15 protein-coding genes are annotated in these 13,907 nt (G+C 39.8%); 5 read left to right on the top strand and 10 right to left on the bottom strand.

Annotated elements, in window-relative coordinates; genetic code table 11:
- Positions 1 to 33: 33 nt before the first annotated feature.
- From MMO38_RS04230 to MMO38_RS04220, 3 genes are all read right to left on the bottom strand, one after another.
- Positions 34 to 489 (bottom strand): phosphoglycerate mutase family protein, encoded by a 456-nt coding sequence (locus tag MMO38_RS04230; RefSeq protein ID WP_121929887.1) that lies wholly within the window; start codon positions 487 to 489, stop codon positions 34 to 36.
- Positions 490 to 680: 191 nt separating this feature from the next.
- Positions 681 to 1,754, bottom strand: coding sequence for an NAD(P)H-dependent glycerol-3-phosphate dehydrogenase (locus tag MMO38_RS04225; protein WP_004671532.1), 1,074 nt, complete (start codon positions 1,752 to 1,754; stop codon positions 681 to 683).
- Positions 1,755 to 1,801: 47 nt separating this feature from the next.
- A complete protein-coding gene (locus tag MMO38_RS04220) occupies positions 1,802 to 2,380 on the bottom strand; it encodes a nitroreductase (RefSeq protein ID WP_241322669.1) in 579 nt (192 codons plus the stop codon).
- 250 nt (positions 2,381 to 2,630) lie between these two features.
- On the opposite strand from MMO38_RS04220, the gene MMO38_RS04215 reads away from it, so the two are divergent.
- A complete protein-coding gene (locus MMO38_RS04215) occupies positions 2,631 to 3,011 on the top strand; it encodes a hypothetical protein (RefSeq protein ID WP_004671536.1) in 381 nt (126 codons plus the stop codon).
- 51 nt (positions 3,012 to 3,062) lie between these two features.
- Here the strand turns inward: MMO38_RS04215 and MMO38_RS04210 are convergent, their stop codons facing one another.
- Complete coding sequence (locus tag MMO38_RS04210; RefSeq protein ID WP_004671537.1) at positions 3,063 to 3,308, bottom strand: hypothetical protein; 246 nt, start codon at positions 3,306 to 3,308, stop codon at positions 3,063 to 3,065.
- A gap of 151 nt (positions 3,309 to 3,459) precedes the next feature.
- Positions 3,460 to 4,650, bottom strand: coding sequence for a phosphoglycerate kinase (locus MMO38_RS04205; RefSeq protein WP_241322668.1), 1,191 nt, complete (start codon positions 4,648 to 4,650; stop codon positions 3,460 to 3,462).
- Positions 4,651 to 4,790: 140 nt separating this feature from the next.
- On the opposite strand from MMO38_RS04205, the gene MMO38_RS04200 reads away from it, so the two are divergent.
- Positions 4,791 to 5,174, top strand: coding sequence for a DUF2237 domain-containing protein (locus tag MMO38_RS04200; protein ID WP_004671539.1), 384 nt, complete (start codon positions 4,791 to 4,793; stop codon positions 5,172 to 5,174).
- Positions 5,174 to 5,767, top strand: coding sequence for a Maf family nucleotide pyrophosphatase (locus MMO38_RS04195; protein WP_241322667.1), 594 nt, complete (start codon positions 5,174 to 5,176; stop codon positions 5,765 to 5,767). Before MMO38_RS04200 ends, MMO38_RS04195 begins: the two co-directional genes overlap by 1 nt.
- Here MMO38_RS04195 and MMO38_RS04190 read toward each other — a convergent pair.
- Entirely contained in the window at positions 5,764 to 6,648 is an 885-nt protein-coding gene (locus tag MMO38_RS04190; RefSeq protein WP_241322666.1) for a LysR family transcriptional regulator, read from the bottom strand. The two genes, MMO38_RS04195 and MMO38_RS04190, sit on opposite strands and share 4 nt — an antisense overlap.
- Positions 6,649 to 6,768: 120 nt before the next feature.
- Here MMO38_RS04190 and MMO38_RS04185 point away from each other — a divergent pair, with 120 nt between their 5' ends.
- Entirely contained in the window at positions 6,769 to 7,458 is a 690-nt protein-coding gene (locus tag MMO38_RS04185; protein WP_241322706.1) for an NAD(P)H-dependent oxidoreductase, read from the top strand.
- Positions 7,459 to 7,530: 72 nt separating this feature from the next.
- On the opposite strand, the gene MMO38_RS04180 is transcribed toward MMO38_RS04185, so the two are convergent.
- Positions 7,531 to 9,021 carry an MFS transporter gene (locus MMO38_RS04180; protein WP_241322665.1) on the bottom strand — a complete coding sequence of 497 codons (1,491 nt, stop codon included), beginning with the start codon at positions 9,019 to 9,021 and terminating at the stop codon, positions 7,531 to 7,533.
- Positions 9,022 to 9,147: 126 nt separating this feature from the next.
- Between MMO38_RS04180 and MMO38_RS04175 the strand changes: the two genes are divergently transcribed.
- On the top strand, positions 9,148 to 9,735 hold the full coding sequence (locus tag MMO38_RS04175) for a TetR family transcriptional regulator (protein WP_241322664.1): 588 nt from the start codon (positions 9,148 to 9,150) through the stop codon (positions 9,733 to 9,735).
- Here MMO38_RS04175 and cpaB read toward each other — a convergent pair.
- From cpaB to MMO38_RS04160, 3 genes are all read right to left on the bottom strand, one after another.
- Positions 9,732 to 10,358 carry a metalloprotease secretion chaperone CpaB gene (gene cpaB / locus MMO38_RS04170; protein ID WP_241322663.1) on the bottom strand — a complete coding sequence of 209 codons (627 nt, stop codon included), beginning with the start codon at positions 10,356 to 10,358 and terminating at the stop codon, positions 9,732 to 9,734. The genes MMO38_RS04175 and cpaB overlap by 4 nt on opposite strands.
- A gap of 14 nt (positions 10,359 to 10,372) precedes the next feature.
- A complete protein-coding gene (gene cpaA / locus MMO38_RS04165) occupies positions 10,373 to 12,151 on the bottom strand; it encodes a metalloendopeptidase CpaA (RefSeq protein WP_241322662.1) in 1,779 nt (592 codons plus the stop codon).
- A 445-nt stretch (positions 12,152 to 12,596) separates the two neighbouring features.
- Entirely contained in the window at positions 12,597 to 13,850 is a 1,254-nt protein-coding gene (locus MMO38_RS04160) for a beta-lactamase family protein (RefSeq protein WP_241322661.1), read from the bottom strand.
- Positions 13,851 to 13,907 lie beyond the last annotated feature (57 nt).

The raw sequence follows: 13,907 nt of genomic DNA, 5'->3' as shown, positions 1-13,907 counted from the left end.
TTTAGTACTCTTATTCTATTGCGGGAATGTCCGTTATATCGTTGGAATAAAACTATTCTTTTGCGTAGATAAACCATTGGCGATAACAGCTTGATCATAAATCCGCGCTTCAGCCAATGCAAATGGTTGAAAGCTTTCAAGTGTTAATTGCTCAGCAATATGCGCAATCACATTCATATGACAAACCACAGCAATTGATTCATACGGCAGTTTTGATAGCCACTCAATTGCACCTTTCGCATCATCATCTGGTTTAATCTTATCGCAAATTAAAACTGGGATTCCTGCAAAATGAGCCTTGATATGTTCCAAAGTTTCTTGTGCACGTAATAATGGACTCACCACAAAAATTTCAGGTTGAATCACATCTTTTAGGAAAAGCCCAGTCTGTTCAGCTTGTTGATGACCACGCGCTGTTAAAGGACGTTGCATATCATTTCCATTGATTGCTGGAGACGCTTCACCGTGGCGGACTAATGTAAGTTGCATAACATAACCTTATTTTTTATATCTCTATATTAACCATCATTGATGACAATTTAATAAATTTATTCATCATCTCACCCAAGCCCACTCCTTTAAGAGCAGAAACTCCCACAAATCCTAATCAATCGTTAAATTCATAGGAAGCCCCCTCTTCTTTATCGAAGAAGGATTTAGAGGGAGCTTGGGAAAAATGTTCAAACTTCATGGTGTGGTAAAACAAATTCAACATCACTACGATGACCATTTTTCATTAAAGACAAAGCGATCGTCATTGGTGGGGCATTTTCAAAAATAACTTCATATAAAGCATTGGTTATCGGCATATACACATCTAGTTCAGCAGCTTTAGTACGAACTTGAACAATGGTATTAATCCCTTCTGCCGTTTGACCCAACTCTTTAGTCGCTTGATCAAGTGTTTTGCCAGAACCCAAGGCGAAACCAATTTGATAATTACGGCTTAATGGACTATTACAGGTCGCAAATAAATCACCGACACCCGATAAGCCTAAGAAAGTGAGAGGATTTGCACCTTGCTCTACGGCGAAACGACTCATTTCAGCCAAAGCGCGCGTTAAAATCATACTCTTGGTATTTTCACCGATGTTATAAGCAGCACCCATTCCCATTGCAACTGCATAAATATTTTTGAGCGCGCCACCAAGTTCAACACCATGCACATCATCACTGCCGAATACACGAAATAATGCGCTATGTAATGCATGTTGTACTGCATAGCGTACCAATTCTGATTCACTCGCAATCACCGTACCAGATGGCATACTTGCCATAATTTCTTTGGCTAAGTTTGGACCAGACAAGACACCATAAGGAACTTCAGGCAATTCTTCTCGAATGATTTCACTCATGAAACTAAAAGTTTTAGCTTCAATCCCTTTCGTCAGTGAAACAACTGCTTGCGCGCTGATAAAGGGTGCGATTTGCTTAAGCACATCTCGAAATGAATGGCTTGGAATCGCCACTAAAATAATATCGCGATCACGAACAGCCAGCTCTAAATCTGCGACTGCGCGTAAAGTCGGTTCTAAGGTATAATCAGGTAAATAGCGTTTATTGACATGCGTCTGATTGATTTCTTCAGCGACAGCCGCATCACGAATCCATATCATGGTATCGCAACCATTGCGTGCAGCTAAATTAGCCATTGCGGTACCGAAGCTACCACCACCGAGTACTGTAATTCTTAATGCCGTTTTTTGATCCACTGCAACGGGTTCAACTAAATCGCTAAATTTTAACTCTGCCATTTTTTATCCTGAAACTAATTTCTTTGTTTAATCATTCAAAAATAAGATTAGGTTGATTGCCATATTTTTACAAAATTCTGACTCTCTATTTCTGCACGTGGCGCAATGACTTTAGCAGCCGTACCAATATAAATAATACCTGAAATCAAATCTTGTGCTTTTAACCCTAATTGCTGTTTAAGCCAATCGGACTCAACCACAGCACCAGAACGCCACATACTTGCAAAGCCTTGTGCCTGCAAAGACAATAACAGGTTCTGAATCGCAGCACCTGTACTCAGGATTTGCTCAAAATGTGGAACCTTAGGATGATCCTGAAGTGTTGTTAACGCTAAAACCAACATCGGTGCGCGAAACGGATGATGTTTTGCACGCTCCAAATGAGTTGAATCTGTTTCACCTAAATCAGCTAAAGCCTTAGCCAAATGTTCGCCAAAAGCAGCTCGATGCTCAGCCGTGATGACCACGAACCTCGTCGGCTTTAAACGATGATGATCAGGCGCTGTTAATGCAGCTTGAATTGCTTTTTCGAGTTGCTCTGTATTCGGTGCTGGTTCAATTAACTGCCCAATAGATTGACGTTGATGAATATTTTGATGAATTGTCTCTATATTTGAGTCCGTCATTGACATGAATCTAACTAAGGCAAGGATTTTGCTAGATTAGCATAATCTGATTAATTTTCACTACGTCTAATTAAGGCTTGTTCAATATTCATGAACGAATTTCATCACTGTAAATAACGTCGCGAGCTAAAGATTAAGATGTGATAATTTCCCTTACCAAGTGTCACAACAAACTGTACACAAGCTGCGAAAGTAATTAAACATTATATGTTTCAATAATCAGATGATGTTCATCACTAGAGAAAAAGCAATGAAAAAAAATTTAGTTCTTAGTTTAATCGGTGGTTTAGCGCTTGGATTAACAGCATGTGCATCTACTCCTACCAGCACATTGGCCATTCAAAAAGAAAATAATCAATATGAAGTGACAGGTATTGGCAAGACCAGTCTCATTTCTAAAAACAATGCAATTAGTGCTGCACAGAAGACCTGTACTCGTAATACCTCGGCTGTTGTGGTGGATGAAAAAGTGGTTTATCAGGGCGTGTTAAAAGGTGTCGTAGATGAGCAAACTGGCAGAATGGTCGAAGCTGCCGCAGGTGTACTTGGCTCGATTACAGGTACTAAAGCATCTTTATCTAAAGACGATGACTATCAAACCACACTGACCTTTTACTGCAAGGCGAACTAAATAATACAAAAAAGCCGATGCATATGCATCGGCTTTGGTATCTGTTAAAGCTTATTGAAGTTCACTTGCGGCAACTTCTGTATCGGCATCTTCAACAACATCAGTATTGTGCTCATCCATGATTGGTTTATCAATTGCATCGATAGCAGCTTGTTGAGCAGAAGTCGTCTCTGTTGATACAACTGAAGTTGCTTGTTCTTGGTCTTCAGCAGTTTTCGCTTCTTCTTTCTTTGCGCAAGCAGTCAATACCATTACTGGTGCGATCATTAAAGCAATAAGAGTTAGTTTGAAATTCATTGCAGCTTCCCATCATAACTGGTTAGTTTGATGACAATTATATGTCAACAATGTGACATTTTTATGACCACAAGACAATAAAAAAGCAAAAGAGCCGATTTACATCGACTCTCCTCTTTCATCTTTTGTTATAAATCAAAAGATTAGAACTTTATTGAGCACGCTCAATTAATACAGCTACAGCAGGTAAAGTTTTGCCTTCTACAAACTCTAAGAATGCACCACCGCCTGTTGAAATATAACCAATTTGATCGGCAACTGCATATTTATCAATTGCAGCAAGTGTGTCGCCACCACCCGCGATTGAGAAACCTGCTGACTCTGCGATTGCAAGTGAAAGTGCTTTTGTACCTTCGCCAAATTGATCAACCTCGAAGACACCCACAGGGCCATTCCAAAGAATGGTTTTTGAAGATTTCAAGATTTCAGCAAAAGCTTTTGCAGTTTCAGGACCGACATCCAAAATCATGTCAGTGTCAGTCACATCTTCAACTTTTTTCACGACAGCTTGAGCATTTGCCAAAGAACCTAAGAAATCATCAAAGTTGATTTGACTCGCATCAGCAACCACGACATCAGTTGGCAATGGAACACTTACCTTTGCAGCAATTTGCTTCGCAGTTTCAATCAAGTCAGCTTCATAAAGTGATTTACCCACATTGAAGCCAGCAGCAGCTAGGAAAGTATTTGCAATACCACCACCAACGATCAATTGATCACAAAGTGTTGATAAAGAATTTAATACATCAAGTTTAGTTGAGACTTTAGAACCTGCAACGATTGCCACCATTGGCTTTTCAGGTGTTTGCATAGCACGACCCAAAGCATCCAACTCAGCAGCCAATAAAGGACCAGCAGCAGCGACTTGAGCAAAACGAGCAGCGCCTTCAGTCGAAGCTTCAGCGCGATGCGCGGTACCAAATGCATCCATCACGAAAACATCACAAAGTGCAGCATATTTCTTTGCAAGTTCTTCGTTATTTTTCTTTTCGCCATGGTTGAAACGAACGTTTTCAAGTAATACCACTTGGCCTGTTTCAACTTCAACGCCATCTAAATAGTCAGTCAATAATTTAACGTCTTGACCCAAAGCTTTGCTTAAATAAGCAGCGACTGGCGCAAGCGATTGTTCAGGTTTTGGCTCACCCTCTACAGGACGACCAAGGTGAGAAAACACCATAACTGCTGCACCTTTTTCTAAAGCAGCTTGAATGGTCGGCAACGCTGCACGTAGACGTGCATCGCTAGTAATTTCCCCACTTTTTACAGGAACGTTTAAGTCTTCACGAATAAGAACACGTTTACCTGCTAAATCAAGGTCAGTCATGCGCTGGAAATTCATGGATGGCTCTCTAATTGATTTTAAAAACGGCACAATTTTAAATGATTATCAAAAATAAAGGTGAGTTTTTTTTGTAGAAAAGCTGTCGAAAGCCTCACTTTTGATTATGATAACTCTCGTCTTTATATCTTTTTATTATTATGTCTATTCATCCAGATCCTAAAATTAATCGTTTAAACGTACTTGGCGAACCTTTAGCCAGTTGTTGTTATGACCCAATTACGGGGTACTTCCGTAATGGTTTCTGCCACACATCTACTACCGATTTAGGTCAGCACACCATGTGCGTGCAAATGACCTCTGAATTTTTAAATTTTTCCCAAAAAGTCGGCAATGATCTCATTACACCTTTGCCAGAAATGAGTTTCCCTGGTCTCAAACCTGGTGATTTCTGGTGTATCTGTGTGACACGCTGGGTAGAAGCCTATGAGGCGGGTCAAGCGCCCCCTATCAAACTGAATGCCTGCCATAATGCAGTGCTGCACTATGTGCCACTCAATATCCTTGTAGAATACGCAGTGTAATGAACCAGTCTGAGCTTATTTTGGCTTCAAGCAGCCAAACACGTAAAGAACTCATGGATCGTTTAGGTCTGAAATATCGTTGCATTTCACCTGATATCGATGAGTCGGCAAATGGTGAAATGCATGCTGATGATTTAGCCAAACGTTTGGCTTATGAAAAGGCACGTGTTATTGCTGCACAACATCCCCATGCCATTGTGATCGGTTCTGATCAAGTGGCTTGGCGCGAACATGCACCTTATGAGTTTATTGGTAAGCCTTTAACCGTTGAAAATGCAATTCAACAATTACAAGCCAACTCAGGTAGAACGGTCTTCTTTAGTACCGCTTTAAGTGTTCAACATGCACAATCAGGCTTTGAAACCACACTAGTTGAACATTACCAAGTAAAATTTCGAGCACTCACACTTGCTGAAATTGAGCGTTATATTGAAATAGATCAGCCTTTGCATTGTGCCGGTAGTTTTAAATGTGAACGTTTAGGAATTAGCCTGTTTGAAAAAATGATCGGTGATGATCAAACCACGTTGATGGGCTTACCGATGATTCAACTGTGTAAAATTTTGCGTGAACGTGGAATTAATTTGCCTTAAACGCCAATAAACTGCTGCTTAAGCCATTGTTGAAAAGTCTGTAGCCCCTTGTGGTCTACATGTCGCTTAGGCAGCATGGTGTAATAGCTGAACGGACTTTCCCAAGCAAGTTGGCTTGAGTCATTTTCACATAGCCAACCCTGTGCAACAGATTGCTGTACTAATATTTTACTGACCACTGCAACCCCTAACCCTGCCAAAGCAGCCTGAATGACCTGATTTTCATCCTCAAAACAATCAGGCTTCGGATATTCTTGTCCCAATAATTGTGATAAGAAATCAGCGTGATCATGTTTTAACAAATCTGCATTTTTCCACTGAGTCATAAACAGTCTCATTTGAGATTGATCTGTGAGATTCGCCCAATATTGTTGAGTCGCAAACAAGCCAAAATTATCTTTTACAAGTGCGACAACATGAGAATTTTTAAGATCAGCTATACCGTAACGAATCGCCATATCGATACTTAAATCATGATTTATATCGACCATCTGATCATCCGCTTTAATTTGTATATCAATATCGGGATGTAAGCTTTTAAAATCATTTAAACGTGGTACCAACCACATTGCTGCAAAAGCATTTGTGGTGCTAATGGTAATTTTTTTAGCACTGGCAGTTAATTCAGACAAAGTTTGTTTTAATTCTGAGATCATTTTTGTACTGACCACCGCAAGTTTTTCACCTGCTTCGGTTAGCGTTACTATCCTAAATCCACGTACAAATAGCTTTATTTCCAACTCTTTTTCCAGTTCACTGATTTGATGTGAAACTGCTGTGGGCGATACATTTAATTCTTGAGCAGCCGCTTTAAAACTTTTTAAGCGTGCGGTTGCTTCAAACACTTTTATACTATTTAGTGAGGGTAATCGCTTCAGCATCTCTGCCCCCATTTCTTAAGATGAGAAAAACTCATCTTATACAAAAATAATGTCATTTGTCAGCTCTTACACAAATCATCAAACTCTAAAGTATGTTCTATAAGATTGAGTAAATTTCAAATGACTACCTTGCTACATATTGATACTAGTGCCCGTTCATTTTACGGTGAAGGTGAAAAGCATAGTTCTCTTTCTAAAATGTTGGGACAACATTTAATAAAACATTGGAAAAAGCAACAATCTGATGATCCAGTCATTTATCGAGATCTTGGAGAGCTACCACCTAACTTTGTTTCGCAAAAATGGCTTGAAGCGGTATTTACGCCTGAGCAAAAAAGAACGGATGCACAAAAAGCAGCGTTAATTGAATCTGATCAATATATTGATGAAGTTGCAAGAGCAGATATCATCTTGATCACCACCCCAATGTATAATTACGGTATGCCTGCCGCACTAAAAGCATGGTTTGATCAGGTGATAAGAATCAATAAAACCTTTAGCTTTGACTTGGCTAGAGGTGACTATCCGCTAGAACCTATATTTTCCAATAAAACGCTTATTTTACTTAGTTCATGTGGTGAGTTTGGTTTTGGTGAAGGTGAAATTAGGGAGCACATGAATCACCTTGGCACCCACATCAAAGTACTCAGTCATTATTTAGGTGTGGATCAATTCTTCGAAATTCGCTCTGAATATCAGGAATTTGCAGACAAAAGACATGAGGACTCGATACTTAGTGCAAAGCAAAAAATTGAAAAACTTGTATCCGAGCTAACAACAACCCAATCAAAGAAAATGCTCACTGCATAAATAAAACACGAGCAACATAGTTTTCAAATATCCCCTCATCCAAATGCTTGATTTGAATGAGGAGGATAAAACCTATCCTTCAACTGTGACTACTCTTTTCGGCAAAGCGAACCAAATAAATATGGTCAGTACCAAGAAAAGGAATGCAGCAACAGTCAAGACCGAGCGATGTGATTGGCTAAAAGCTTGTTTCGCCGCCTGAATGACGTTTTCAGCGACCACTGGCTGTAATTGTTTACTGGCTTGAATCGCCTCTCCAATAGAACTGCTGGTTTGTTCTAACAAATGATGAGGTAAATTGCTTGGTATCACGATCGAATTGGTATAGAACCATGAAAGCATCAACCCAAAAAATGCGATACCCAAACCAGCACCTAGCTCATACGCCATTCCTTCAATCGCACCTGCTGCTGTCGCTTTGCTTGGCGGAACCGAAGACATAATCGCAGAGGTTGAGGCAAGTAAAGCAATTTCTACACTCAGACCTAATACCACCATCCAAGCCCACGCTTGTATTTGAGCTTGCATAAAATCAGTATTTGCCAATCCCCATAAGCTCACCGCACTCATCAACATCCCAAAAGATGCAACTGATCGTAAACCATAACGATTCACCAGCAGGCTTGCGATTGGCCCCCCCAGACTGATCGCCACCATGAATGGTAAAATAAATGCGCCTGCTGCGAGTGGTGAAAGTTGATAGACGAACTGAAGCTCTTGGGAAATGAGCAACTCAAACCCAACTAAAGCCATCATTGAAACAATCGCCATCACCACACCTGTGGCAATCACAGGATGCTTAAACAACTGAATATCAATCATCGGCGAAGTTGATGTTAATTGTTTACGAACGAAGCCAATCAATAAACCCAATCCGACGACAAAGATTAAAATTGCCCCAAATGAGCCACCATGCATGGCAGATTTAATCGCATAAATCATGCTCAGGATTGCGACGACGAGAACAAGGGCTTGTAATAAGTTCAGACTTTGCTTTGGTTGCCCTGCTTGCTTAGGCACGACATAAGCAGCCAATACCAAAACGAACAACACAATCGGCACATTGATCAAGAATACTGCGCCCCAATGAAAATGCTCCAGTAAAAAACCACCAACCAATGGACCAAAAGCTGCACCGCCACCGCCTACAGTCGCCCAAATACCCAAGGCGAAGTTACGTTGTTTTTCATCGAGGAAAGTATTCCGAACTGCGGATAAAGTTGCAGGCAAAATCATTGCCGCGCCAACAGCCAATAAAGCACGTGAACCAATCAACGCCCATGCGGTTGAGGAAAATGCTGCTGCTAATGATGCAAGACCAAATAAAATTCCCCCGATAATCATCAAGCGTTTATAACCAATGCGATCACCCAGTGCACCCATCGGTAAAATAAGTCCCGCCATGACCAATGAATAGATATCGATAATCCATAGCAGTTCATTTGCTGATAAAGAAAGCGACTCACTCAATGTAGGTGTCGCGACATGTAAAACGGTTGCATCGATCGAAACTGGGAGATAGATCAATACAACGATTGCAAGAATTAACCACTTGCGTGACATAAATGCCTCTAAATTTGGACAGGTGTTCAAGTTGGTGCTATTATAATCAAAATTGAACACTTGTCCAATTTTAAAATTTAAGTTAATTTGTTGCTGGTTGTGACACAGCTCATCAGGTTTGGAAAAATGGCTTATTTAAATCGAGAACAACGTCGTGAAATGATTTTGCAGGCAGCGATGCAGGTTGCTTTGGATGAAGGATTTTCAGCAATGACGGTTCGACGTATTGCAACTGAGGCACAAACGTCTACTGGGCAAGTTCATCATCACTTTTCGTCAAATTCACATTTAAAAGCAGAAGCTTTTATCAAACTCATGCAACAGCTCGATGAAATTGAAAATCAAGTCGATACCGTGAATTCGTTACAGCGCTTATCTTTACTACTCGGTTGTGAAAATATCGAACAGATTCAACCTTACCTTCGGCTTTGGAATGAAGCAGAAGTGTTAATTGATCAAGATCAAGAGATAAAAAATGCCTATAACATTGCGATGCAAGACTGGCATAAATCAATCGTTAAAATGATTGATCAAGGCAAAACTCAAGGCGAGTTTAAATTTGAATCAAACAGCCAAGACATTGCTTGGCGTTTGATTGCGTTTGTGTGCGGACTCGAAGGGATTTATAAACTAGGACTTAATGGACTTAATGAAGCAGATTTCAAGCGTCATACTGAAATCATAATACGTGCAGAGTTATCTGCTGAAACTTAGTGATCATGATCATGCGCATGTAACTCATGATCCTCAACGCCCTCGTCCATACTCAGCACAACACCCTGACCATTTTTGATTTCAGCGGTATAGTTTCCTTTGTCACTGTATATCTGAATAATCGTATACTGATCTTTTTGACTTTGAGTTATGGTAAAGAAATTTCGTTCAGGACTTCCTTGTTGGAAGCGTCCATGCCAACGTAAAATATCATCATCCACTTTTTCAATTTCAACAATCTCGCCACTACGATTTATCCCATATTCAAGCATTTGAAACTTAACAACGTCTCCAACTTTTTTAGTTTCAATAATGTTTTGATTGTAACGAACTGCCATTCCTTTACCACTTTTGGACAATGGTAGCGCACTGTTTGCTCTCAATGCATCATCTTGTATTTCATGAAATAAGACTGTTTCTTTTACAACTTTTTCCAACTCTGCTTTTGAAAGATTCAGGTTTTCTCTCGGAAACGTTGAAACATCCTGAACAGATGACTTTATTTTTGTTGAGGCACCATCTTGCGTAGATGCAGCAACATGATCTGGCTTTAAAAAGAAAATTAAACCTGCAATCACGATGAACGTGATTGCAAGTAGAAAAATAATTTTTGAATGCTTCATGCTTTAGAAATCACTTAATTGTATTGTGAAATTCGAACGGCGTTCGCGTTAATCACACTGACTGCATCCTTTTTACCTTCTTCACCTAAACGAACACCATATTTAGGATTATACAAATATGGACTAGAATAAAAATTCAAGTTATTTCCACCCAATGCGGTACTACCCAATGGATGACTAAAACCAGAACCGATATTGCTAGAATCACCATGATATAGTCCCAAGTTATGACCTATCTCATGACGCATGGCAGCAACGGAACAACCAGTGACATCATTTGTGCCAATCATATTATAGGCGCTGGCATTGACATATGCCCAACCACAACCACCATTCCCAGCTTCATTGCCTTGATAATATACCCCATCAGCCAAAACACGCTTACGCTCACCCTGCACTGTGCTATCTGAACGACCAACACTCAATGCTTCAGTCAAGGTTGCTGAAGGAATCTTGTAAGTGATATAGCCTACTTGGCGTAAGTAGAACTTAGCGGATGAGTTCTCTGCCGTTACATTGGTCAGATTCAACCCCTCAATCAAACGAAGTTTTGCGGCGCTTTCTCCTAAGATTGAAGACACTTCAGGACTGTTGACGAATAACATATCGATGGTATGACTATCGTTGGTCCAACCTTGACTAGTAAAGATAAAGCGGCGGTTTTCACCATTTTTAATCGTAGTTGACAGCCCATTCGCAGCCAGAACAAAACTATTAGCATCTGCCGTAGAAGTGAGAATAACTTTATCTCCAACTTGTCCAGTTGTAGGTAAATTTACGGTTTGTCTCCAATTACTATTCGAGATTTTCACTTTTAAGGTTGGTTCAGTCATATTTGGTAAAACCGAAGCAATATTACTATTTGCTTCAATCATCTTGATTGGTGCAGACATTAATACCCAATGACCTTTATCACTTACAAACATAAATTCATATTGATCGCCGGTTTTAAGTGCCAATGTTGCACTACTATTAATATTGGTATTATTAATTTTGGCTGACCAAGTTGCAGTTGATTTTATCCAAATGCGGTCACGATCATTGGCAGTAGTCGGCAAGGTGAAATTAGGCACCCAATTTGCATCTGCAAAGTTAATTTCTGTCACTGGAGCAGATACCGTACTTAAACTTGCACCAATGTCTTTTACATTAATTTTTACAGGTTTAATAAATTCAGGTATCCATTTCTGTAATTCAGCATTGTATTTCAACCAATATTCACTTCCTTGCGTAAGGTTGAAACTGCTCGGAAACAGTAAATTAGCTTTAGAGATTTCTGACGGGTACGTCGCAGTAGACGTAATTTGCACGAGAGTACCATCACTCACATTTGATGGTAGTGCGATTGTTTTCGCCCACTTACCATCAGCCAGTAGAATATGTTGCAGTTTCGTATTGTTCAGTGCGATTTCTTCAAATTGTGCATTAGTAGTTGGGCTAATGGCCGCAAGTTGAATCACCCATTTTTTCAGATTTGCATCATATACAAACTGGAAGGTGTCACCACTTTGAATTTCAAGTACTTCAATTGGCAAATTGGTATTGGATGTATCCAAATAACTTTTCCAACCAGCACTTGATTGAATCGTAATCTTGTCTTGGTGGTTGGCAGTGTTTGGTAAATATATATTTTTTACCCAATTTCCATTGGATAAAACAAATTTTAAATCGGCATGACCGCTTGGGATACTGCCACTATTGTTAATCTGGTTTGGAGATAATGTTGTTGAAGCATATACAGCTGTTGTCACTAGCACACCAGCCAAACAAATTGCTTTGAGTCCAAATTTCATTTATAAGTCCTTTTTTTGTGTATTTTTTACACAAACAACTTTAACAAAACAAGAGGTCACCATCAAGCTTTAATTTTATAAATATTTATTAAATATCATGAGTTTATTTTTATCACAATTTCATTAATATATGTTCAACAGCTCAAATTTAACCGTAATAACACCAATTAGACAGGCAATTTTTCGCTTAGTTAATACCGCGACTGTATTCTACTAATAAGTGCGTGTTTGAACACAAAACAACCTGCTATTATTTAGTTTTCATAAACAAAAAAGTTTTTTGATTACTTAACTTTCAATACTAGCAACTGACTATTAATTGTTTTAACTTCCCCATCAAAGTTCAACTAAATTTCTCGCTCAAACGATGATTTGATAGACATTATTTAGATTCAATTCATCACTTTGTGTAAGATAAGTATGTTAGAGAATTAAAAAAGGTGGTTTAAAACCACCCTTTTCGCCCCGTCAGAGCAGCATCTGCGCAACGTAAGGCTTCTTGGCTTAATCCCCACAACCGATAATCACCTGTTGAAGAGGTAATATTAAAGTTGTGTGTATATGCAAAGCTTAGCCCACGATCAGGATCACACCAAGCACCTGAACCATTAAAGCCCATGTGTCCGAAACCATGAGGCGTGCGTTTGCCCATCGTTAAAATTCGGTGATAACCTAAACGCCAATGCATTGGAATCGGCATCACACGATCACGCGCCTTACTTTGTACTTTACTGAGCTGTTTATAAACGTCTGGACGAATCAACTGCTGATCATTCCACTGTCCTTTATTGGCAAGCATGGCATATATTTTCGCAAGACTATTTGCTGTAAACACCCCATTTGCAGCTGGAATCGCCGCTTGTAAACCTACATCGCTAAAAAAACTAAACCCCCGCATGCCTTTCGGAATCATTGCATCTTTGAAGTCGTGAGGATCTTGTCCAGAGAGTTCCAGTAGTTTTTCAGACCAAGAAGCTTTGCGAGGTTGATTGGTTTTTTGCGTTGCTGGTATCGGTGACGTCGGCGCTTTTGGCTTTTCTAAAAGACGTGCTACACGAGCTAATTCTTGTTCTGGTACTCCAAAATAAGCGCCATCCAATGCCAATGGCTGAACCAAATAGCGCTGCATTAACCAATTCAAAGGCTGTTTTGCCGCTTTTTCCAATATACCACCAACAATCCAGCCATAAGTCAGTGGTTGGTAAGCAAAACCTTGACCCGCTGTAAAACGTGGCGTGGCCGCAGCCATCACATCCAACATATGCGACCAATCCAGCATTTCCGTTGCGGTATCAATCATATTGCGAATATCAAACAAACCACTTTGATGAGACAAAACGTGGCGCAAGGTCATATTACCTTTGCCATTTTGAGCAAATTCAGGCCAATACTGTGCAATCGGTGTATCGTAATCGAGTAAACCCTCACTCACCAAAATATGTGCAAGTGTTGCTAATACACCCTTACCAGTTGAATAACACATCGATAGCGTGTCGGATTGCCAATCTTCTTCTTGAGATTTTTTACCTGTAAAAATATCAACAACTTTTTGACCGTAGAAATAAACAACTAAAGCAGCACCGCCTTGCTGACTTCGAGCATCTTGGAAACGGCTAAATTGACTCGCTAAATCCACAAACCGCTCATCAACACTGCCATGATAATTTTGGGTATTGGCAAGTAAAATCTCTTTAATCAATGTTCAAATCCTTATAATATTTATGTTTTTAGAATATCCCTCTTGCGAACAAAAGGG

The sequence above is a fragment of the Acinetobacter sp. NIPH 1852 genome (genome assembly GCF_022549455.1).
Classification (GTDB): Bacteria; Pseudomonadota; Gammaproteobacteria; order Pseudomonadales; family Moraxellaceae; genus Acinetobacter.
This window is presented reverse-complemented; position numbering and strand designations above follow the sequence as displayed.

Bases quoted from the DNA above. Each gene is read 5' to 3' on its own strand.
- MMO38_RS04195 (WP_241322667.1), top strand. From the start codon at position 5,174: ATGAACCAGTCTGAGCTTATTTTGGCTTCAAGCAGCCAAACACGTAAA.
- cpaA (WP_241322662.1), bottom strand. From the start codon at position 12,151: ATGAAATTTGGACTCAAAGCAATTTGTTTGGCTGGTGTGCTAGTGACA.
- MMO38_RS04190 (WP_241322666.1), bottom strand. From the start codon at position 6,648: ATGCTGAAGCGATTACCCTCACTAAATAGTATAAAAGTGTTTGAAGCA.
- MMO38_RS04205 (WP_241322668.1), bottom strand. From the start codon at position 4,650: ATGAATTTCCAGCGCATGACTGACCTTGATTTAGCAGGTAAACGTGTT.
- MMO38_RS04185 (WP_241322706.1), top strand. From the start codon at position 6,769: ATGACTACCTTGCTACATATTGATACTAGTGCCCGTTCATTTTACGGT.
- MMO38_RS04210 (WP_004671537.1), bottom strand. From the start codon at position 3,308: ATGAATTTCAAACTAACTCTTATTGCTTTAATGATCGCACCAGTAATG.
- MMO38_RS04215 (WP_004671536.1), top strand. From the start codon at position 2,631: ATGAAAAAAAATTTAGTTCTTAGTTTAATCGGTGGTTTAGCGCTTGGA.
- MMO38_RS04230 (WP_121929887.1), bottom strand. From the start codon at position 489: ATGCAACTTACATTAGTCCGCCACGGTGAAGCGTCTCCAGCAATCAAT.
- MMO38_RS04225 (WP_004671532.1), bottom strand. From the start codon at position 1,754: ATGGCAGAGTTAAAATTTAGCGATTTAGTTGAACCCGTTGCAGTGGAT.
- MMO38_RS04220 (WP_241322669.1), bottom strand. From the start codon at position 2,380: ATGACGGACTCAAATATAGAGACAATTCATCAAAATATTCATCAACGT.
- MMO38_RS04200 (WP_004671539.1), top strand. From the start codon at position 4,791: ATGTCTATTCATCCAGATCCTAAAATTAATCGTTTAAACGTACTTGGC.
- MMO38_RS04175 (WP_241322664.1), top strand. From the start codon at position 9,148: ATGGCTTATTTAAATCGAGAACAACGTCGTGAAATGATTTTGCAGGCA.
- cpaB (WP_241322663.1), bottom strand. From the start codon at position 10,358: ATGAAGCATTCAAAAATTATTTTTCTACTTGCAATCACGTTCATCGTG.
- MMO38_RS04180 (WP_241322665.1), bottom strand. From the start codon at position 9,021: ATGTCACGCAAGTGGTTAATTCTTGCAATCGTTGTATTGATCTATCTC.